General features: G+C 44.5%; 22 protein-coding genes. 1 reads left to right on the top strand and 21 read right to left on the bottom strand.

The annotated features are described in order from the left end of the window. Window positions 1–54 precede the first annotated feature (54 nt). From AB4Z30_RS01010 to AB4Z30_RS00925, 18 genes are all read right to left on the bottom strand, one after another. On the bottom strand, window positions 55–1,152 hold the full coding sequence (locus AB4Z30_RS01010) for a sugar ABC transporter substrate-binding protein (RefSeq protein ID WP_441922404.1): 1,098 nt from the start codon (window positions 1,150–1,152) through the stop codon (window positions 55–57). 219 nt (window positions 1,153–1,371) lie between these two features. Further along, entirely contained in the window at window positions 1,372–2,850 is a 1,479-nt protein-coding gene (gene spoIVA, locus AB4Z30_RS01005) for a stage IV sporulation protein A (protein WP_441922402.1), read from the bottom strand. 467 nt (window positions 2,851–3,317) lie between these two features. Further along, window positions 3,318–4,115: a hypothetical protein gene (locus AB4Z30_RS01000; protein ID WP_441922400.1), complete on the bottom strand. Its 798-nt coding sequence runs from the start codon at window positions 4,113–4,115 to the stop codon at window positions 3,318–3,320. A gap of 100 nt (window positions 4,116–4,215) precedes the next feature. Beyond that, window positions 4,216–4,569, bottom strand: a complete 354-nt coding sequence (locus AB4Z30_RS00995) for a 2Fe-2S iron-sulfur cluster-binding protein (protein WP_441922398.1) — start codon at window positions 4,567–4,569, stop codon at window positions 4,216–4,218. After that, the gene (locus AB4Z30_RS00990; protein ID WP_441922396.1) at window positions 4,569–5,204 is read right to left on the bottom strand and encodes a hypothetical protein; all 636 of its coding nucleotides are present in this window, start codon (window positions 5,202–5,204) and stop codon (window positions 4,569–4,571) included. The genes AB4Z30_RS00995 and AB4Z30_RS00990 overlap by 1 nt, the downstream gene beginning before the upstream one ends. Window positions 5,205–5,286: 82 nt before the next feature. Further along, entirely contained in the window at window positions 5,287–5,466 is a 180-nt protein-coding gene (locus AB4Z30_RS00985; RefSeq protein WP_090917248.1) for a DUF2768 family protein, read from the bottom strand. Between the two features lie 169 nt (window positions 5,467–5,635). Continuing rightward, window positions 5,636–5,911, bottom strand: coding sequence for a stage VI sporulation protein F (locus tag AB4Z30_RS00980; protein ID WP_441922394.1), 276 nt, complete (start codon window positions 5,909–5,911; stop codon window positions 5,636–5,638). Between the two features lie 115 nt (window positions 5,912–6,026). Beyond that, entirely contained in the window at window positions 6,027–7,067 is a 1,041-nt protein-coding gene (locus tag AB4Z30_RS00975; RefSeq protein WP_441922392.1) for an NAD(P)H-dependent glycerol-3-phosphate dehydrogenase, read from the bottom strand. Further along, entirely contained in the window at window positions 7,060–7,683 is a 624-nt protein-coding gene (plsY, locus tag AB4Z30_RS00970) for a glycerol-3-phosphate 1-O-acyltransferase PlsY (RefSeq protein WP_441922390.1), read from the bottom strand. The genes AB4Z30_RS00975 and plsY overlap by 8 nt, the downstream gene beginning before the upstream one ends. A gap of 11 nt (window positions 7,684–7,694) precedes the next feature. Then, window positions 7,695–9,017, bottom strand: a complete 1,323-nt coding sequence (gene der / locus AB4Z30_RS00965) for a ribosome biogenesis GTPase Der (protein WP_441922388.1) — start codon at window positions 9,015–9,017, stop codon at window positions 7,695–7,697. Window positions 9,018–9,202: 185 nt separating this feature from the next. Next, the gene (rpsA, locus tag AB4Z30_RS00960) at window positions 9,203–10,417 is read right to left on the bottom strand and encodes a 30S ribosomal protein S1 (RefSeq protein ID WP_441922386.1); all 1,215 of its coding nucleotides are present in this window, start codon (window positions 10,415–10,417) and stop codon (window positions 9,203–9,205) included. A gap of 135 nt (window positions 10,418–10,552) precedes the next feature. Next, window positions 10,553–11,140, bottom strand: coding sequence for a lysophospholipid acyltransferase family protein (locus AB4Z30_RS00955; protein WP_441922384.1), 588 nt, complete (start codon window positions 11,138–11,140; stop codon window positions 10,553–10,555). Continuing rightward, window positions 11,137–11,841: a (d)CMP kinase gene (gene cmk, locus AB4Z30_RS00950; protein WP_441922382.1), complete on the bottom strand. Its 705-nt coding sequence runs from the start codon at window positions 11,839–11,841 to the stop codon at window positions 11,137–11,139. Before cmk ends, AB4Z30_RS00955 begins: the two co-directional genes overlap by 4 nt. Before the next feature lie 391 nt (window positions 11,842–12,232). Beyond that, on the bottom strand, window positions 12,233–12,886 hold the full coding sequence (locus AB4Z30_RS00945) for a flagellar brake protein (RefSeq protein ID WP_441922380.1): 654 nt from the start codon (window positions 12,884–12,886) through the stop codon (window positions 12,233–12,235). Window positions 12,887–13,034: 148 nt separating this feature from the next. Further along, complete coding sequence (ypeB, locus tag AB4Z30_RS00940) at window positions 13,035–14,381, bottom strand: germination protein YpeB (RefSeq protein ID WP_441922378.1); 1,347 nt, start codon at window positions 14,379–14,381, stop codon at window positions 13,035–13,037. A gap of 604 nt (window positions 14,382–14,985) precedes the next feature. Next, window positions 14,986–15,684: a glutamic-type intramembrane protease PrsW gene (gene prsW / locus AB4Z30_RS00935; protein ID WP_441922376.1), complete on the bottom strand. Its 699-nt coding sequence runs from the start codon at window positions 15,682–15,684 to the stop codon at window positions 14,986–14,988. 43 nt (window positions 15,685–15,727) lie between these two features. After that, complete coding sequence (locus tag AB4Z30_RS00930) at window positions 15,728–16,342, bottom strand: genetic competence negative regulator (protein ID WP_441922374.1); 615 nt, start codon at window positions 16,340–16,342, stop codon at window positions 15,728–15,730. 188 nt (window positions 16,343–16,530) lie between these two features. Further along, complete coding sequence (locus tag AB4Z30_RS00925; protein WP_441922372.1) at window positions 16,531–16,881, bottom strand: hypothetical protein; 351 nt, start codon at window positions 16,879–16,881, stop codon at window positions 16,531–16,533. A 94-nt stretch (window positions 16,882–16,975) separates the two neighbouring features. Here AB4Z30_RS00925 and AB4Z30_RS00920 point away from each other — a divergent pair, with 94 nt between their 5' ends. Further along, window positions 16,976–17,893: a polysaccharide deacetylase family protein gene (locus tag AB4Z30_RS00920; protein ID WP_441922370.1), complete on the top strand. Its 918-nt coding sequence runs from the start codon at window positions 16,976–16,978 to the stop codon at window positions 17,891–17,893. A 63-nt stretch (window positions 17,894–17,956) separates the two neighbouring features. On the opposite strand, the gene AB4Z30_RS00915 is transcribed toward AB4Z30_RS00920, so the two are convergent. The 3 genes from AB4Z30_RS00915 to AB4Z30_RS00905 all read right to left on the bottom strand — a co-directional run bounded on the left by AB4Z30_RS00915 (window position 17,957) and on the right by AB4Z30_RS00905 (window position 19,817). Then, window positions 17,957–18,694, bottom strand: coding sequence for a metallophosphoesterase (locus tag AB4Z30_RS00915; RefSeq protein ID WP_441922368.1), 738 nt, complete (start codon window positions 18,692–18,694; stop codon window positions 17,957–17,959). Between the two features lie 80 nt (window positions 18,695–18,774). After that, window positions 18,775–19,227, bottom strand: coding sequence for a hypothetical protein (locus AB4Z30_RS00910; protein ID WP_441922366.1), 453 nt, complete (start codon window positions 19,225–19,227; stop codon window positions 18,775–18,777). Further along, window positions 19,224–19,817, bottom strand: coding sequence for a CPBP family glutamic-type intramembrane protease (locus tag AB4Z30_RS00905; RefSeq protein ID WP_441922364.1), 594 nt, complete (start codon window positions 19,815–19,817; stop codon window positions 19,224–19,226). Before AB4Z30_RS00905 ends, AB4Z30_RS00910 begins: the two co-directional genes overlap by 4 nt. Window positions 19,818–19,959: the final 142 nt, after the last annotated feature.

Raw genomic sequence — 19,959 nt, 5'->3', positions numbered from 1 at the left:
TATTGCCTGTTATTGACTAAAAAAGCGCGCCGTCAGGCGCGCTTTTAGCGCTGCTTACTTCGCAGTGATTCCGTATTCGCTCATCCAGTCCTTAATGCCTTGTGTACTGCCTCCCCAGCCTTTTACGTACTCAGACAGCTCAGATGTGGAGATTTGTTTATCAGGTAAAGCTTCGCGTTGTACGTACACCGGATTAAGAACAACCGCATCTTCGGTTTGGTCCCCATGCAACTTCTGGTATGCATATCGAACTTGTACACGTCCAATGTCTGTTGGATCTACAGCCGCTGAAGCAACCCAAGGGTTTTTTGGATCCTGAATCATTTGCAGATCTTCGTCACTCATGTCAATTCCATATACCTTAATTTCATCACGCCCAGCTTGCTGAATGGCACGCGCCGCACCTTTCGCAAACTCGTCCCATGCGGCCCAAACCGCTGTAATTTCACCTTTTGGATATTGTTTCAGAATGGCCTCCATTTTGGCTTGCGTATCCAGCGCTGGGTTCTGGGCAGAACCAAATGTGGCAATCTCTTTGATCTCCGGATTGGCTTTCAAGAATGCTCCGTAGGCAATCTGGCGACGTTCCATTGGAGCAAAACCAGCCACCCAAACTTTTACGATGTTACCTTTACCATTGATATCTTTTTTCATCTGTTCCAGTGTTAGTTCAGCCATCTTCTGGTCATCTTGTGACAACACCGTAGCGCCTGGCACACGAATTGCTGCATCAAATACAACGACTGGAATGTTTTGCTCAACGGCTTTTTTCACCCCTGGTTCCAGGAGCGAGTCACCGTGGTCTGTCAAAATGACATCAAATTTTTGGTTGATTGCACTGTCGAGCAACGATACCATTTTGGCTTTATCATTATCTGCAACAAAGGTGGTGAGTTCACCACCGAATTTAGCAATTTCCTCTTTTACACCTTGTACATACTGTTGCGAGAAAGTCCCTGTGTTAAATTCCATAATCAGCGCAACCCGTTTACCGCTCAAAGGTCCTGTAACGGCTTCCGTCTTCGCTGTCTCACCTGCTGAACCTGATGCAGAAGGTGAGGCTGGTTCTTTTTTTATTCCGCAAGCCGACAACGCCAGTGTGAATACCATTAATACACTTAGCCATACCCATTTTGAACTTGTTTTCTTCATCTCATTCTCCCCCTGTATCACTCGCTGTGACTTCAATCACAATAGTTGAGTATTAATATAACGGCTAATCCCTAGTATGTAAATAGGTTTTAGTGATTTAAAGCTGAAACTTACTGAATTTTTTGAAAATAATCCTGTTCATCATCCATTTCATCCATATTCAAGAAATAAACCAAAAGAAAAAGACCATGAGATCACGTCTCACAGTCTTTTGAAAAATTAAAGTATGATGGCGATCAAACCGCCTGATCCCTCGTTAATAATTCGCCCCAATGTCTCTTGCAGTTTATATCTCGCATTATCCGGCATCATCGCAATTTTACCCTGGATACCTTCACGCACAATGGAGTGTAATGAGCGACCAAACATATCTGAATCCCATACCTTGATCGGATCGTTCTCAAAGTCCTGCATCAGGTACCTGACCAGTTCCTCACTTTGCTTCTCCGTACCGATAATTGGTGCAAACTCCGACTCCACATCGACACGGATCATATGGATGGACGGTGCCGTTGCTTTCAAGCGAACGCCAAATTTCGTACCCTGTCGAATCAGCTCCGGTTCGTCCAGTGCCATCTCGGCAAGTGAAGGAGCAGCGATACCATACCCCGTTGTTTTGACCATCTCAAGCGCCTCTGCGAAGCGGTCATACTCTCTTTTCGCATGGGAGAATTCCTGCATTAATTGCAGCAGATGATCCTTGCCCCTGATTTCAATACCCACAACTTCCACGAGAATCTGATCATACAGTTCATCCGGTGCATAGAGATCAATCTCTGCTACCCCTTGCCCCATATTCATACCACTAAGACCCGCACGGTCGATAAATTCATATTCCATGAATTGTGACACGACACGATCCACGTCGCGCAATCTGCGAATATCTTTTACCGTATCCCGTACCGAATTCTCATAGTTGTTACGAAGCCAGTGTGTGTCATTCAGCACCATAACCCAGCTCGGCAGGTTCACATTCACTTCATGCACAGGGAACTCATATAATACTTCACGGAGTACACCAGTGACATCATCTTCCGTCATATTCGCAGCACTTAGCGTCATGACTGGAATATCGTACTTGGCAGCCAGCTCGCTCCGAAGTTGCAACGCTTCTTCACTACGAGGCCGGGTGGAGTTGATGACCAAAACGAACGGTTTACCCACTTCTTTTAACTCTGCAATCACTCGCTCTTCTGATTCAACATAGGAACTGCGAGCGATCTCAGCAATGGTTCCGTCTGTTGTGACCACCACACCAAGTGTGGAGTGCTCCTGTATGACTTTTCGGGTACCAATCTCCGCGGCTTCCTGGAATGGAATCGGCTCCTCGAACCAAGGTGTGGAGATCATACGTGGACCATTTTCATCCTCATATCCCTTTGCGCCTTCCACCGCGTAACCCACACAATCCACCAAACGAACATTAACATCCAGTCCTTCAGCCACTTTGATCTGAACTGCGTTATTCGGTACAAATTTGGGTTCGGTTGTCATGATCGTTTTACCTGCTGCACTTTGTGGAAGTTCATCCACTGCACGGGCGCGATCAGCCTCACTTGCGATGTTAGGCAATACGATCGTTTCCATGAATCGTTTGATAAATGTTGATTTCCCCGTCCGGACTGCGCCGACAACCCCGAGATAAATATCCCCTCCGGTCCGCTCAGCTATGTCCTTAAAAATGTCCACTTTCTCCAATGAAATCCCCTCCTTAAATTACTCCGAAGGAAAAATGCTAAAGAGCATCCGCTTCGTTTTTTCAATCAGAAGACTGAAATCCCTGCAACGGTAGAGCCGCCTTTGTGAGTGCCCGGAAGTCGTCCGCCGCCGAACGTTGCATTCTGATGAAACCGGCGAGAGCGGCGTTAACTCGTACATGCAATTGGACTAGTATCATCTTATGTATCCGTATGCGGCAATATGACGTGTTTTTTTGTTTTTTTATCTCATGATGGTGACATGAACTGCATCCTCCGATCCCGGACTGCGCGTCTTTATTTCAATCTACTTTATGAGAGGGTCCCTTACTTTATGACACTTCTCATTTGCAATCCTTCTCTTTATAAAAAAAGAGACACCCCGCGAATCGCAGGATATCTCTTCTTGGGACTTCTATAAATAGATGAGAATTACTTATGATAACGTTAACTCTTTATTTAGACGCTTTAGYTTTGAACAAACTGCGCGACAGGTGTGTTATCCTTCAGTGTATAAGAAACGGATTTAACAGGTACAAAATACGATTGAGCGAGCAGATAATTACGCAAATCCCCGTCATCTTGCGTATCCTTGGCATCAGATGAGCCATCTGTTTTCTCCAAAGCCTGCATGATATCAAAAGCATAGTCCACATAGACTGTACCCTGCGCATCCATCATAAAGGGTAGCTCCTGACCCGAATAGACACTGTTCAAGGAAATCGAAGGAGAACCTGCCTGTGCTGCCATCTTCATGTCCACTTCGAGGAAACCAGGATACAGTTCTTCGCCCGCAGGCAACTTCTGATTATGTACGGATTTGTATTGATTAACCATGCGCTGCACATCATTAACCTTCTGTACAGTCTGGAGATCCATCACCTTGACCGTTGGTTTAACTTCTTCATTTTGTATTAAAAAGTAAGCGCTACCACCGCTCTCAAAAGCCGTTTCTGGTATATCATCAAGATAGCCAAGTTGCTTTAATTTCGGCAGGTCTACTCTAAACTTCTCATACTTCGGCGTATCCGCATCCGCATTCAGCATTGGCAGAATACCCTTATCCTTCTGGAACGCATCAATTGCGCTCTGAATACGGTTCACACTTTCACGATATGCAGTTTTCGGCTCCGTTTTGCTCTGAGCCGGATACAAACATCCACTCATTGTAAGCATGAGCAACAGAAGCAAAGAAAGACATCGCACTTGCTGCATCAACCTCATCCGCTGTCTTCCTTCTATGGATGTTCTCTTCTTTTTAATCATTTATTCGCATCCTCCTTGATAACTCAAAGCATAGAATCGGGGTTGTTTTATGATCTTTTCATTATTTTATGATCTAGACATTGCAGAAAATCTCCAGAAGCTATAGAAACCAGTCGTCGTCTTGTTGCTGCTGTTCAAGCTGTTTCCTTATAGCTGCTTTCAGTGGATCTTCCGGGATATGCACCGACAGTTTCCCACATACTTTAGCCTGACATGAAAGTCTTGTCCCTTCTTCAAGCAACACTCCAAGTTTTCGCTCCTCAGCTTCTGTAGGGGGAAGTAGCGCATTTCGCTCGTCCTGTACCACCTTCACYTTACACATCAGACATGCTGCTTTGCCATCGCATCGAGTTGCTATTCGAATACCAGCCCGACGCGCAGCTTGTAAAATGGTCATTCCGGATGGGACTTTGATGGATTTGTTCATCGGTAAAAACGTAATAACCTCTTGCATTATCTCTCCCCCCCTGTCTCTTCCGACCATGTAAACCCAATCAGTTCCTCAACTTCTGTTCTAAAACTGGATGTCCATATGTTATGTTGACTTAACGCAATCATTGCAGGTTGATGAAGCTCAGGCTCTTGACGAATCCGAAGTGAGATTGGCACATATCGATCTTCACGTCCGCGAAGCAGATTAAAAAGTAATTCATGAGCAAGGGGCATCAATCTTAGCCGGTATGAATCCACCTGAACTTCAGGCGCATAGAGAGCAAGTACATGCTCAATCTGGGTACGATACCAGCTTCGACGCGCCCACACTTCAAAACCGCCAACCAGTTCAAGAGAACATGTACCCACTTGGTAATGACTGAGCAGGGAAGCATAGGGACCGGTTTTGTCTACTGCAGGTTCATCAAGTTTATTCCCCGGAGCGCAGACATGCAGCTTTTTAGCTGCAGCAATATCTGCATATACATCGATATCTCTAGGCGCTTGTTGCAGTTCCACCCCCTGAAGCAGCAAGCCGCAGCTTCCTCCTAACAACCAAGTGTAAGGCTGACTATTCCAGGTTTTTGCCATGTGCAGCAATGACTCGTGTAATTCCGGATAACGCGCAGTCCAATCCTCCGTCTCATGCGGTTCCATAGGTACACACTCCTCCCATCCGTCTTTTCATTTTGTCCGTTCTTATGATGCGCTTATGCGGATGTTCTCTCTCATACGAAATCTAGGTCAGAGAAGCGATTCCACCAAAAAAACCGATGAGCATAATTAAAAAGGCAATAATCGAAAGAATTCCCCGCACAAAACCTTTTGTTTTGGCGCGAGCAAATGTAATTAGAAATACAGATAACCCCATAATGAGGATAGCAACCAATGACAGCCACATCTTGTCCATAGCGCTCATAACCCAACAGTCTCCCCTTCAATCCGATATTCATCACGAAATTGTGACAATTGCAATCATTATAACATGAAATCGTGCGTATTTTTCCAATAAAAAGACAAAAAAGCAAGCCAGCAGATGCTGGCTTGCTTTCGTTATGCTCGCTCCCCGCTTGAGCAGGCACGATCTATTATTTTTTTATCATCATCTTCATTAACGATTCCATATTGCTTGGATTCAGCCCGCTTTTCTTGACTGCACTCACAATATCCTGAACTGTATCCTCAGATACCGGTATTTTCGCCATGGCGGATACTTGTTTAATTAACTGGCGCAACTGAGCTTCATTCTGCATTGTTGTTGGTTTCACTGTACTTGCCAGCTTTTTGACAGCTCCTTCAGTGATCGTTTTGCCTGTCTTTTTGTTGATGGCTTTCAGTGCGTCTTTCGAAATGTTGTTACCCATTCGTCTCCCCTCCTCCGGCAATACTCATGTGTATCATATGAGTCTGCTAAGGAAAAGGTGAATAAGCTGGATCAATTTTATCTAGACTCTTGAAACGATATAATAAACCATTCACTCAGGAATGCCACTGCTCCCAAGTTTCCAGCTTCATAACTTCCATTTCCGTTTTCGGGTCACGCCCCATCAATGCTTCAACGGCATCACGTGGCTGCCGATTCTGGAATAAGACATGATACAATTGATCAGCAATCGGCATCTGGACACCATATTTTTGTGATATAAAATAGGCGGCCTGTGTTGTTCGAATACCTTCCACAACCATGCCCATCGACTGAAGCACATCATCCAACTTCTGTCCCTGTCCCAGCATAGAACCTGCTCTCCAGTTCCGGCTGTGCTGACTTGTAGCCGTTACAACCAGATCGCCAATCCCCGCTAGTCCAGAAAACGTTAATGGATTAGCTCCCATCTCTACACCGATCCGAGTAATCTCGGCAAGGCCGCGGGTTAACAGTGCTGCTTTGGCATTATCTCCAAACTGAAGGCCGTCCGACATGCCAGCCCCAAGCGCAATGATATTTTTGAATGCCCCCGCTAATTCCACGCCAAGCATATCCCGATTTGTGTACACACGGAAATAGGCATTCATAAATAATCCCTGAACCGCCTCGGCAGATGGTTTATCCAGTGAAGCCACAACCACAGTTGTTGGACAGCGTTTAACCACTTCTTCAGCATGACTCGGGCCAGACAATACAACAACACGCCCTTCTTCACATTCAAGCTCTTCGGAGATGACGGTAGACATCCGTTTCAGACTTTCCGTTTCAAAGCCCTTCGTAGCATGAATAATCAGCATATCGGGTTTATAGAAAGGTTTAAACTGATGCGTAACGGCACGCATCGCAGATGAAGGGGCAACAATTAACACAGCCGCCGCATCTGCAACCGCAGCTTCCATATTGCTGGTTGCGCGAATGCGAGGAGATAGCTCTGCACCCGGAAGATAACGTGCATTTGTGTGCTGTGTATTGATCTCCGCTGCCTGTTCTTCACTGCGTGTCCACATCACCACGTCCAGTTCATTCGCGGCGAGCACACTGGCCAAGGCTGTTCCCCAGCTGCCTGCAACCAGTAAGGCAACTTTTTTAGACAACGCGTTTCCCCCCTCCAGGGTTCTTAGATCCCAATTTATTTTCCTGTCCTTTGGCGAGCTTCGCAATGTTCGTACGATGTCTCCAGAATGCAAACAGACAAATAATCAGACTGCCCCAGAAAATACTCATTGAATATCCAGGCAGGATCAAGATGAAAACAGGAGTCAATGCTACGAAAATTAAAGAACCTAGTGAAACATAACGTGTCAAAACGATGGACAGAATGGCGATGATCCCGGCATAAAGCGCAGGAAGAAAAGCCAGGCTTACCAACACTCCAATCGCAGTAGCAATACCTTTACCTCCGCGAAAATGGAAATAAAGCGGCCAGTTATGACCTGCAATGGCAGCAATACCGCTGAATGCAGCAATCCATGGAGATCCGTCACTTAACCATATGCCAATCCCTACTGCAGCAATACCTTTGATTACATCAAGCAGCAGAACCGCAATAGCCGGCCCCTTACCTAAAATACGCAACGTATTTGTAGCCCCCGCATTACCGCTTCCGTGTTGACGTATATCAATTCCCCGTATTGCTTTTGCCAGAAGAACACTAAAACTGATCGAACCAAGCAGGTAGCTCAGTACAATAGCTGCGATGGATAAAATCACAAACTTCTCCCCTAACCTTCGTCGGACTTCCTCCGAGTAAATATGCGAATTGGTGTTCCTTCGAAATCAAACGCTGCACGGATTTTATTCTCCAGATAACGCTCATACGAGAAATGCATCAATTCAGGGTCGTTCACAAAAATAACCATGGTCGGCGGTTTAACCGCTACCTGCGTCACATAGTTGATTCTCATTCTCCGCCCTTTGTCGGTTGGCGGTGGGTTCATCGCTACAGCATCAGATACGACATCGTTAAGCAGATGTGTCTGAACCCGCAGAGTGTGTTGTTCTGCTACACGTTGTACCACAGGCAGCAATTTTTGTAAGCGTTGTTTTGTGAGTGCGGACAAAAAGACAATCGGAGCATACGTCATGAAAAGGAAGTGATCCCGAATTTTCGTCTCAAATTCCTTCATCGTTTTATCCGTTTTCTGCACAATATCCCATTTATTCACGACGAACATGGAAGCTTTACCCGCTTCGTATGCATAACCCGCGATATGCTTGTCCTGCTCAATGATGCCTTCTTCACCGTTAATAACAATCAGAACGACATCGGCACGTTCAATAGCACGCATCGCACGCATCACGCTATATTTCTCTGTCGTTTCATATACTTTACCACGCTTCCGCATACCCGCTGTATCAATCAGCACGTAGCGTTGCCCGTCTTTTTCAAAAGGAGTGTCAATTGCATCACGAGTTGTACCGGCTACGTCACTGACAATAACACGTTCTTCACCCAAAATCGCGTTTACCAGTGAAGATTTACCTACGTTAGGTCGGCCGATCAGAGCTACACGAATCACGTCTTCATCGTATGTCTCTTCCTCAAGTTCAGGTAATTTCTCCACAATGGCATCAAGCAAATCACCAACACCCGTACCGTGGCTTCCAGAAACCCCAATTGGATCGCCAAAACCGAAGCCATAAAACTCATAAATCAGCTCACTGCGTCCAATATTGTCCACTTTGTTCACGGCCACAACGATCGGTTTACCTGAGCGGTAAAGCATCTCTGCGACTTCTTCATCAGACTGTGTAATACCCGCCTTAGCATCACACATAAATACAATAACATCCGCTTCTTCAATCGCGAGTTCTGCCTGCATCCGAATGGATTTCATGATGACATCCTCGCCGTCAATCTCGATACCACCTGTATCAATAATGCTGAATGCTTTTCCGTTCCATTCACCGATTCCATAAATCCGGTCACGGGTAATGCCCGGCTTGTCTTCCACAATGGCCAGTCTGTCGCCGATAATCCGGTTGAAAATGGTGGATTTACCCACGTTCGGTCGGCCGACAATTGCCACAACTGGTCTTGCCATACATCCCACTCCTCCTGTCCATACTTACGTTACTCATCATAGCAAAAAAGCTATGGATTGGCTAACGTTTCGTAAACGAAATTCTCGCAATAACAACAATCGGCGAACCCGCTTGGGCTCGCCGATCTTGCTTTTATTGTTCAGCAAAATATGCAGTATATAACTAAGAACCATGCATGTATAACTTATTTGAATTTGCTGAGTTTGTCACCAAACAGTTCGCCGAGCGTAGTGCTCATACCCTGATTGTTCAAGGAAACGTTAGGATTGTTGATTTCTTCACGTGGAGCGTTGTTTCTTGCTGGACGCTCTGATTTTTGCGGTTGAGCAGGAGCTTCTTCCGTCTCTTTGATGCTCAAGCTTACACGTTGCTCAGCAGGGTTCATGTCCAAGATTTTCACTTGAACTTCTTGTCCCTCTTTCAACACTTCATGCGGAGTGCCGATGTGTTTATGGGAGATTTGTGAAATGTGCACAAGTCCCTCAACACCAGGAGCGATTTCAACGAATGCACCGAAATCAACCAGACGTTTTACAACACCTGTTACGATGTCACTTGTGTTGAATTTGTCGCCAGCTGTTTCCCAAGGACCTGGTTGAACAGCTTTCATGCTCAGGCTGATTTTGCCTTTTTCAGGGTCAACTTTCAGCACTTTAACGTTTACTTTGTCGCCTTCGGACAGAACATCGGATGGTTTTTCAACGTGAGTCCAAGCCAGCTCGGATACGTGTACCAGACCGTCAACTCCGCCTACATCAACAAAAGCACCGAATTGAGTCAAGCGTTGAACTGTACCCTCGATCACTTGACCTTCTTGCAAACCAGCCATAACTTGAACTTTGTTTGCTTCGAACTCTTGCTCCAAAACGTCTTTTTGGGAAAGGATCACTTTGTTGTTCTCACGATCGATCTCTTTCACTTTAACGCGCAGCGTACGTCCTTTGTAGTCGCTGAAGTCTTCAACGAAATGACGCTCAACCATGGAAGCCGGGATAAACCCACGAACGCCCACGTCTGCAACCAAACCGCCTTTAACAACATCGCCTACAACAACTTCGAATACGTCTTGGTCTTCAAAATGCTTTTGCAATTGGTCCCAAGCGTTCTCGCTGTCAATGGCACGTTTGGACAAAACGAGTTTTTCTTTCTCGTCGTCGATGCTAAGTACTTTAGCTTCAACTTCTTGTCCAACTTCTACTGCATCAGACGCGCTGTCTACGTGGAGCGAAGACAATTCACGAACTGGAATAACACCGTCATATTTATATCCAATGCTTACATAAGCTTGGTTATCTTCCAATTTGACGATGGTACCTTTTACAGTATCTCCTTTTTTCAAGGAAACGAATTGATCCAACTCATCTTGGGTTGCTTCTTGATTTTTCATTTCTTCCGACATGTCAAATACCCTCCTCAATTCAAAAACCCCATTATATTCAAACCTGCCTTGGCAGAGTTCAAAACACTTTCATGCGAATGCACTTGAAGTAGTTTCCCTCAAAAATATGGAAACATGCACTCACTTCAGACTGCCTTATTTACTAGGCACGCCTGTTTTCACCATTTCGTTAATTTTGGACATAATTTTCTCGGTTGCTCTTTCCAAAGCATCTCCGGAAGTGTCTTCCTTGAACTCGTCCAAATTGACCGGTGCGCCGTATACTACTTTCATCTTACGAAAAAGCTTGTAGTTGCCGATAATAGCAGTAGGGATAACGGTGGCACCACTGCGGAGAGCAAAACTCGCTGCTCCTTTTTTACCAATTCCCCCATCATTATGACGGCTACCTGATGGAAAAATACCCAACACTTCACCACCACGCAAAATATTGAGTGAGGTCTTGATGGATTCTTTGCTGACGCCTCCTCGTTTAACGGGGAAAGCACCTACAGCTTTAATGATTGAGCCAAATACCGGAACATCGAACAATTCGCTTTTCGCCATGAATCTCACTTGACGGCGAATTTTGATGCCAACGGTTGGCGGATCAAAATTACTGATATGATTGGAGCATAGTAGTACGCCGCCGTCTTTAGGGATATTTTCCCGTCCAACTGCCTCCAGGCGAAAAAGAATGGTGTACATGATCCGCAGTAAGTTCTTGCAAAAGGTGTAAATCATAGACCGCTCTCTCCTCTGACCATTGTGCAATAAGATACGATTTTGTCAACCACTTCATGGATATTCATCTTCGTTGTATCCAGGACAATCGCGTCCTCTGCACAACGCAGCGGGGAAATTTCCCGGTTCTCATCCAGTTTATCACGGGTGGCAATGTCTCGCTCTAGTTGCTCCAACGTCAGCCCTTCGGATGGTTCCAGTTCCTTGAAACGGCGAAGCGCACGCTCCTGCACACTGGCAGTCATGAAAATTTTCACTTCCGCATCGGGCAATACAGTTGTTCCGATATCGCGCCCATCCATGACGACGCCCTTGCGCAAAGCCATTTGCCGCTGAGTATCCACTAATTGCGTACGCAGCCCCTCGATTTGCGCATATCGAGACACGATTCCCGTTACTTCACGGGAGCGGATTTCCGAGGTAACATCCTCACCATTGCAGAACACTTTCTGTCCACCTCGATCTGGTTGTAAATCAATAACCAAATCTTTCGCTTCCTGAAGTACCTGAATCAAATCATCCGGTGATATATCCTTCCGAAGCATATGCAAGGATACCGCTCGATACATTGCGCCTGTATCAACGTAAATGTATCCGAGTTCCTCAGCAACCAATCGGGCCACCGTGCTTTTTCCGGCACCAGCAGGTCCGTCAATTGCAACGTTCATCTTCCCGTTTTCTGATGTGTTCTGGCTAGCCAACGGGGCATTCCTCCTCAAACGATAAACCTCAATAAAAAAACAGGCATTGCCTGCATCGTGAAAATTATACCACACTCTACACATGGATGCAAAAACAGACAAATCAGCCAATGTGCTCTTTGTTGATGCTTTGCATATGAATCGGAGTACCTTCAAGCCGGTCAATCGTTGTCATTATTTTCTTCAAATCAGGTACAAGCAGTAACAATTGGCAAAGGATAACGAGGGCCAGGAGAAACCCAATGAATAGCAGTGCTCTCCGTTCCAACCGTTTTGAAATCATAAAGTAAATGTGTTCAAATCTCCGTTCATCAGAGCATTTATTCATATCATCATTCTCCGTTTTTGCCTTACGTTGCCCAGCACAGACACGGCTTATGCTTGTATATGCTTATTTCATACGATAATCCAGTTGTCTCTCAAAACAAAACTTGATCACTTTTTGACGTTCCGAATCCGTAATCTGCGAAAATTTCAGCATTCCCAATTCGCGGCCGGTTTCCAGTTTCTTAATACGAACCACCTCAGCCTCGAATTGCACATGATCTATCGCCCCATTGCGATAAGGAACAAGGAGCCAGCATTGCAGCTTTTGTCCTTCCTGTACTTTTACATCAGGCTCTATGTATATAGACATTCCACCGCCTCCGATGTCTTCAGTCAGCATGACTGCACGTGTCAGGTCTTCACATTGAAGAGCCAATTCGAGACTGGCATGAACACGAAGGAAACTGCGACGCTGAATTTTGGAAATCTCGTCCGGAAGCGGTTTTCGAATGCGAACCAGACGAACGACATCTTCCTCGAACCCTGTCACATAAGTGTTAAAGTAATGCCGGACACCACTCTCGTTGATATAGGATACGGATAATTCTTCTCCGAAAAAAAGTCTTTTCAAGCGACTGTTCCCCTGCTGCATCGGAACTTCAATCAAAAAACTGCTTTCATCCGTATCTGCGATACGCGATTTGTATTCTTTATGTTCCTCTTTTTCGTCAGCCGATGCGATTTGGATATACAACACTTCGTTTATTTTAGGAAACAATCGGTTCACCGCCACTTATGTATTTATCTTGGTATTTGCAAGGACTATTATACCATGACCTTTCTCACATGGAACAAGAAAAAACAGACCATAGTAATGATCTGTTTCACGTCTTTTTTCTGAGTATATACATGTTGTTGTACCGTTTCTAGGAAGTTGCATTAACCGGTTTAATCTCCTCAACCGCTTCTTCAATTCCGGTGTCGGCATTAATGTAGATCCGGTAACGTGAACCGTTAATTCGTCCACCGAATTCATAACAGAGCACGTCTTTGCTGTAGTCGTTCTCAATCAATGATTTGCGCACATAACTTTCCTTAAAATCTGAATTCAGTTTTTTACGTGCCTGCTCCGCAGTAAGTTTCGCTCTTGGAATCTGACGTTTGTCGTTATGCTCATACACGTAGTCGCTTGCCTGAAAGCCGGTAACCTCTCCCGTATCCAGACCTACACGCACTGACATCTTTTCGGGATATATTAATGTATCTCCTTGTTTGCGCACATACGTAAGGTTCGCTAGATTACCGAATTCATCGTAGTTGACAGCTTTCAAATCCTTGTATCCCTTATTTACAAGAAATTGATCGGCTTGCTTCATTGCCTCTTGACGGGATACTTTTTTGGCTCCAACCGTTCTTGTGTCACTGTACGAAATGAGCATTCCGCCATTGCGCGTAAAATCCATCATCAGTTTTCCGTTTCTGGCATGTTGGACAGTCGCTGTGTACGATTCCCAGTCCGTCCCTTTCCCGTTCTCCTGAATCTGAATTTTGCCGCTCTCCACATCCGAAAATTTAGCAGCCTTCTCTTGAATTTGCTCTTTGGATACAGGAAGTCCGCTAAGCTTCTTCACGGAACGTTTGGTAAACATACTAGAGACTGAAGGCCCCCAATCCAGTTCAGGATACTCCTGAACCTTTTTATTTACCGTTCTGAAGCCATCAACGATCGAGTTATCATTTGTTTGATCTTGATTCGCCATAACAGTTTCAGCATCCATCCAGCGCAGGCGGTCGGACAATACTTTTTGCTGTACTTCCTTCAGACTACTCTTGATCTCCGAAGAATTTTGATACAGCGTCTTCAGATTACCCATCTCCTTTTTACTGAGCGGCTCGTTCGTCAAATCACGCATGGATGTCTGGTACGCAAATTTTGAGATACGTGATAGGAACTCCTCCGTCTCATTAAAGGGAAGCATGCCGAGTGGCAGTTGATTAATTTCATTCTGCGCTTCGCTTGTAAGCCGCCACACATTCATCAATCCTTTGCGATGCATGCCTTGCGAGCTTGAATGTACAGCAAGTGTGTTCCCAATCTCCGAATGTAATTTGTCCATATGGAATGAGAGGTCGTGAAACGCACGTTGATATTGGTTCTCCGCCTTAATTAGTATCGCATTCTTTTCCTGATTCTCCTGATACCCCCACACAATTGCACCGATCAGGAGAACTGCAAATATCGGAAACATCACTGAACTTAAACGTTTATACACGGTAGATTCTCCTTTCTTCTAGGGTGTTCCTGAAAACGCTGAAGGAAACAGATTTGGCCGAATTTTCGTTCCAAGCTAGGAAGTTTACCGCAGGCGTGCCAGGGCACGTCAAGGGAAAGTGACGTAGCAGGGAGCAAAAAGGTGGTAAAAGATGCACTTCAGGGATTTCAAGACACGCCATAACCACTGCCTTTATTGTGGATCGAAGAAAGATCTCTTATGCATGCGATTTCCAGTCAGAACGAAATTTGCCTTTAAATGATGAGCATCGGCTATCTTCTGACCAAAGTTCATGTCCTCATGTAATTGTTGAATATAGTCCGTTAGTGTAGCAAATAGCTTGTTGCCATGCCCTCTTCCTCAATGTCAAATTGATCCTTGTTATCACAAAGACACTGTTTAAAGCCCGTATCAATACGCCCCCGATCTTTCTTGCCTCTTAATGTGAATCGCTCACCACATTGCTTGCATCTAATTTTTATTTTGATTCTTGTCATCATACATCCCCGTTTCATATCGTCGTTCCCCGGGTTTATAGAACACAAAAAAGACACACCGGGGTCTGCGTTTAAAACGCTTTATGTCCACCAGTGTGTCCGTATTTTTATAATTTAATCTCTTCCTCTCGTTTCACAAAACGAAAAGGAGAACGGTTATTAGCCCGTGTAATTTTGCCTATCGCTCCATACCACAGCCCCGCCATTAGTGGAGCGATGAACCATAACCAGTGATTCACCATCAAATTCATGATGACATCATACAATGCGTGCCAGAAAAACGGCAGAATCAGGGACAAGCTGAGATACCAACGCTTTTTTTTCTTATCATTAATAAACTTGGCCTTACCCATGTAGTACCCCATAATTACAGCAAACATCGCATGGCCTGACACGGGCAGAAGAGCTCTAAGAAACATTCCTGAGACGGATGCATTGCCTGCAAAAGCGTATAGCACATTTTCCACCGTAGCGAAGCCCAATGATACCGCTACGGAATATAATATCCCATCATAAGGCTCATCAAATTCAGTGTGATTATAAATAATGTGATAGATCACAAACCACTTAACAAACTCCTCAACCCCGCCCGAAATCAAGATGGATTCAAGAAGGGGGTTCTCTCCAAACCACAGCATCATGCCTCGTTGAATAATCATCACGGGCAGAACAATCAGAAACCCCATCAGAAATACTCTTAAAACGATGTGAAGTGGTTCATAATCATAACGGTCTTTAAGATAAAAGTATGTTAACAAGGCGAGACCCGGAGCAACTGCTGCAGCTAGTAGCGAAAACAATAGCACCGAAATTCCCTCCTCTGACTAGTAACACGATTATTACTAAAGTTTACTCCTGACGTTTGAAGTGGGTGCAGATAACATCAATCGCTTGTTCAGGAATAACGACCTTTCCATACTCTTCCATGACCGCTGGTGTGACTGAAGAACCTTCGCCAAACTCAGCCAGCAATGCAATCAATGCCGAGTGTTTGGTAGTGTCCACATCATCCGGTTCAAAATGTAAGAACCATTTATTTTTATAAGAATACAGTTTCCCCGCATCCGTAACATGTTGACGTAACATATGGGCAGCTTCAATCAGAACCTCGAAATCCTTAAATGCGTATACGATGGAGTCACTTTGCTCCAATGTAACTTCCATTTCATATACCTCTTCAGGAAGATCATCTTCATGACCTGAACCATATTGTTGCGGATCATATTTTCCACGAGTAACGATGACAACCATCCCTTGAGCGGGTAGTGCGAATACTTCAACAGCCAGCGGACCTGTAGCATCAAAGCCAAGTTCAGAATAAGCCTGGTCCATCATTTCAGTGAACAGTTCGTGTACCTTCGGTAACTCCTGCCACATGTCTTCTTTTTGTATTCCGCGCTCGCTCAGATCGTCAAAGGTCAGGAAAATCCGTATCTTATCGTGACTTAGTCGTTCTATTTTCATACAGGATCTCCCCTTTATAAGCAAGTCTTATAACAGATTATGAAGCACAAAACAATATGTGCTGAAAATAAATCTATGTAGTTATGTTATCATTTTATACCTGTAAATGCACGAAGTAAAATCAACAAAAAAAAGAATCAATCCACATCAAATCAAGACTGTGGATGATTCTTAATGGTTGCCTTGGGTTATAAACCCGGTACTGTTGTATTTGTTTGACTCAAAATTTGCTCTACCTCATGTTTAACATCCGGGTTGGTACGAATAAAATCTTTAAGCATGTTCATATTCTCTTCTTTTTCTTTTGGTGTGATTACTCTGTTGCCTTTTGATGCTGCCTTGTGCGGTTCACCATGATGGTCGGGTTTATTGCTGAAACTATCCATGCCAGGGAAAGTCATCTCCATCATTTTATGTTTGGCCTGGTCAACCATGTTTCGGGATGAACCTGAAGACAACATGGGCATTCTACCTTTTGCTAACCAAGAACTGGCTGCAACGCCTACGACAATACCCCAGAAAAAGGATGACGCCTTCATTACACCAACCTCCTTTAAGTGTTAAAATCAAGAGTAGTGTTTGCTGTAGAAGACAATCTCATTCCGTATAAATACAGGAAAGTGAGCTGAAAAAATGCTGAAACACGCCACATCACTATTGCTCATCGCAGGTATGCTGCTATCCGCGTGCAGTTCACAAGGCCAATCCTCCCCTAAAGCCAATCAAACTAAAACAAGCACGGATATGACCCTTAACAATGGGAAGAACAAGCCCACCACAAGCAATGAAATGGAGCCTGAAAAGTCAACAAAAGATACATTAAATGATCTACCTAACCAAGCGAACGAAGAAACAGTTGGAACAAATCCAGTAGCTCCATCTACCAATGAAAATTCAAGCGAAGTACTTACTAAGAAGACATATCATATGAATTCGAGTTATGTCATTAAACCTAATAATGAATCGAGCCCTGATAAAGTTGTCTTGTTAACCTTTGACGATGGGCCAAAGGACGAAAAGATGATTACTTCAATTATTAATACATTGAATAAGCATCAGGCCAAAGCCATATTTTTTATCAATGGAAATCGAGTCAAACGTCAACCGGAAATATTGAAACTCATTCATAAGGAAGGACAGGTTATCGGTAACCACGCTTGGGATCATGAAGATCTGAAGACAATGTCCGGTCCAGAAGCTAGGAAGCAGATCACTGAAGTTCAGCAGATTGTGAAAGACACCATTGGAGAGGAACCTCAGTTTTTCAGACCACCTTTTGGCTCCGGAAATGATGCACTGAAAGATGCGGTCAAAGAACAAGGCATGTTGTATATGACATGGTCAAACGGCTCACTGGACTGGGACAAGAGCACCAAAAACAAACCAGACAGAGTCATCCAAAATGTTCTGGATCAGCTCCATCCCGGAAGTAACATTTTAATGCATGAATTACCTTGGACAGTCGAGGCTCTGGATGAGTTATTAACACAGCTTGAGAACAAGGGATATTCATTTGTTGATCCACAGTCAATCGAACTGCAGCCCCGTTAATAAAAACAGCCTGAGTTATTGACTCAGGTAAAAGAATTGCAGAGTGCAGAAACAGCCCTGATCTTATTGTTCAGGGCTGTTTCTTGCGGGAACACGCAAAGTGATGAGATGAATCTCCGCGGGACAGCGTAACCTGAGGGGGAGATGGTTTGTTCCAAACCCCCGGCTTACAAGCAATTTTCCCGAACGGGTATCTTTATCGCTACGTTTCAAGGAAAACCAGCCGCTCTTTACAGTCCGATAAGCCTTACTCAGCAATACCGGCCCTAACATCGGAATAACGATTTGTCCTCCATGGGTATGGCCACTTAGTACAAGTTCTACATCGAGGTCTAACCGCAGTACTTCCAAAGGATCATGAATCAGTACGATTCTGGAACAACCCTCTCTCATATTTTGCAGCAACTTCTCTGCCTGTCTCGAACGGTAATCTAATCCGAGCAGTTGGATCTGTTCCATGCCTTTTTGCAAATAAACAGTCTTATCTTGAAGGAGTTGCACGTTGGAATCAGCTAAAAGCCTAGACAGAGAATTAGTACCTGCCTTTTTGTCATGATTTCCATAAACAGCATAGGTTGGAGCCAAACCCGACAAAAACCTCAAGTTTTGTCTGACAATCGACCAGGAAATCCCTTCTTCAGCTATATCTCCCCCGATGAGTATCCAATCGGCTTTACCCCTCAACTGCTCAATTTCTTTTGTTTTCAACAATCGTGCATGTGTATCTGATAAAAAAATAATTGTGGCTCCGTCGAAAGAGGCTGGCAGGTGTGCAAGCTCCACTTCGTCCTCTGTAATCACAGTTGTATGAGCTTCTCGCCACATATGAAAGAATAGCAGTACAACTACCACTAACATGAGAAAACCTAAACTGGCTAGCGTTACCACGGTAATGGGAGGAATGTGTTTAAAGGAGGGGCTCCCTTAATTCCCCACCACACCAAACCAACGGTTAACATAATAAAAATAAAAATAAGTGAATTGACAAATCTTTTGCTTAATCTCAAACGGCGTGAAGGATGTAGCTCAGTTCGAGTGGGTAAAGAGCTAGCTTCGGAAACTGAATTTTCCTCCTGGTTTGCCTTTTTCTTGGAGCGACTAGGCGCTCGTTGAGGTAAAACCGGACTTTCCAGTGCGGATGCGCTCGACCCACGTTGTGATCTCGGCAACGAAATTGAAGTAATTGGCGGAAGTCCCACTGTTTCTGCAGCAACTGACGTTTCAGCAACGAAACTTGTCTGTGAAGCAGCGTTCCGCCCTGTTTTCTCTTTATTGTCCGAGTGACGCTGACGTTGGCTGCCATATGTTTTCATCCTGCTTAATGGCTGACTCATGATCCCCTCCGAAAACGTATCGCTAATCCAGATACTAGGTCAATGATAAAATGACACAAAATCGGTGCCCACAATGTACCCGACTGCAAATAAATAAAGCCCAATCCATAACTCGACACAAACACCCATCCTGTAGGAATCCAGTGGCGAAGATACCGAATATGAATAACAGCAAATAAAATACTTGTCCAATATGGACCAATTGCGTGTTGAATTGCTCCACGGAACAGCAACTCTTCACATACAGCCACCAAGGCTGCTATACATACAATATGCCAGATTGGACGCCCGCGAAACAGCAGTTCGTTAATTCCCCCATCATCCATACTTTCCTGAGGTATGACATAGGACAGAACCAAGTCCATGACAAGCATAATCGCAGCGAGACCAAGACCCCACCATAAAAACTGAAGATGATTAGGTAAGGCCAAGACTTCAAATAGATCCCTTTTCTGCAGCAAAATCCATACGATCCCTACGATCAAAGTAAGCCCTTGGGTAAAGTACAGGTTAATTAAGAGTAAACGTTCAGTTAATTGCTGCGGCTCGGCCTTCTGAATTTTAAACTTCGGAAATTTCTTTTTTTTCATTGCTGAGTCTGTCCTCTTGAGTTATTTGATAACCACTTCATTGACCAATCCGATAGTATACTAAATGATAGCCAAAAAACCAATCCTATTCAAGACCTGTCCCAAGTCCCGGTTGATCACCTCAAAACGTTACTTCATTAAT

This window comes from Paenibacillus sp. 2TAF8 (assembly GCF_052114825.1).
Taxonomy (GTDB): domain Bacteria; phylum Bacillota; class Bacilli; order Paenibacillales; family Paenibacillaceae; genus Paenibacillus.
The sequence above is the reverse complement of the archived record's forward strand: the minus strand, read 5'-3'. Positions and strand labels throughout refer to the sequence as shown.

Excerpts from the sequence above, each read along its gene's own strand:
- AB4Z30_RS00980 (WP_441922394.1), bottom strand. The coding sequence starts at position 5,911 with ATGGGTAACAACATTTCGAAAGACGCACTGAAAGCCATCAACAAAAAG.
- AB4Z30_RS00990 (WP_441922396.1), bottom strand. The coding sequence starts at position 5,204 with ATGGAACCGCATGAGACGGAGGATTGGACTGCGCGTTATCCGGAATTA.
- AB4Z30_RS00930 (WP_441922374.1), bottom strand. The coding sequence starts at position 16,342 with ATGAAAATAGAACGACTAAGTCACGATAAGATACGGATTTTCCTGACC.
- AB4Z30_RS00920 (WP_441922370.1), top strand. The coding sequence starts at position 16,976 with ATGCTGAAACACGCCACATCACTATTGCTCATCGCAGGTATGCTGCTA.
- AB4Z30_RS00955 (WP_441922384.1), bottom strand. The coding sequence starts at position 11,140 with ATGATTTACACCTTTTGCAAGAACTTACTGCGGATCATGTACACCATT.
- AB4Z30_RS00910 (WP_441922366.1), bottom strand. The coding sequence starts at position 19,227 with ATGAGTCAGCCATTAAGCAGGATGAAAACATATGGCAGCCAACGTCAG.
- AB4Z30_RS01010 (WP_441922404.1), bottom strand. The coding sequence starts at position 1,152 with ATGAAGAAAACAAGTTCAAAATGGGTATGGCTAAGTGTATTAATGGTA.
- AB4Z30_RS00925 (WP_441922372.1), bottom strand. The coding sequence starts at position 16,881 with ATGAAGGCGTCATCCTTTTTCTGGGGTATTGTCGTAGGCGTTGCAGCC.
- AB4Z30_RS00985 (WP_090917248.1), bottom strand. The coding sequence starts at position 5,466 with ATGAGCGCTATGGACAAGATGTGGCTGTCATTGGTTGCTATCCTCATT.
- der (WP_441922388.1), bottom strand. The coding sequence starts at position 9,017 with ATGGCAAGACCAGTTGTGGCAATTGTCGGCCGACCGAACGTGGGTAAA.
- AB4Z30_RS00905 (WP_441922364.1), bottom strand. The coding sequence starts at position 19,817 with ATGAAAAAAAAGAAATTTCCGAAGTTTAAAATTCAGAAGGCCGAGCCG.
- rpsA (WP_441922386.1), bottom strand. The coding sequence starts at position 10,417 with ATGTCGGAAGAAATGAAAAATCAAGAAGCAACCCAAGATGAGTTGGAT.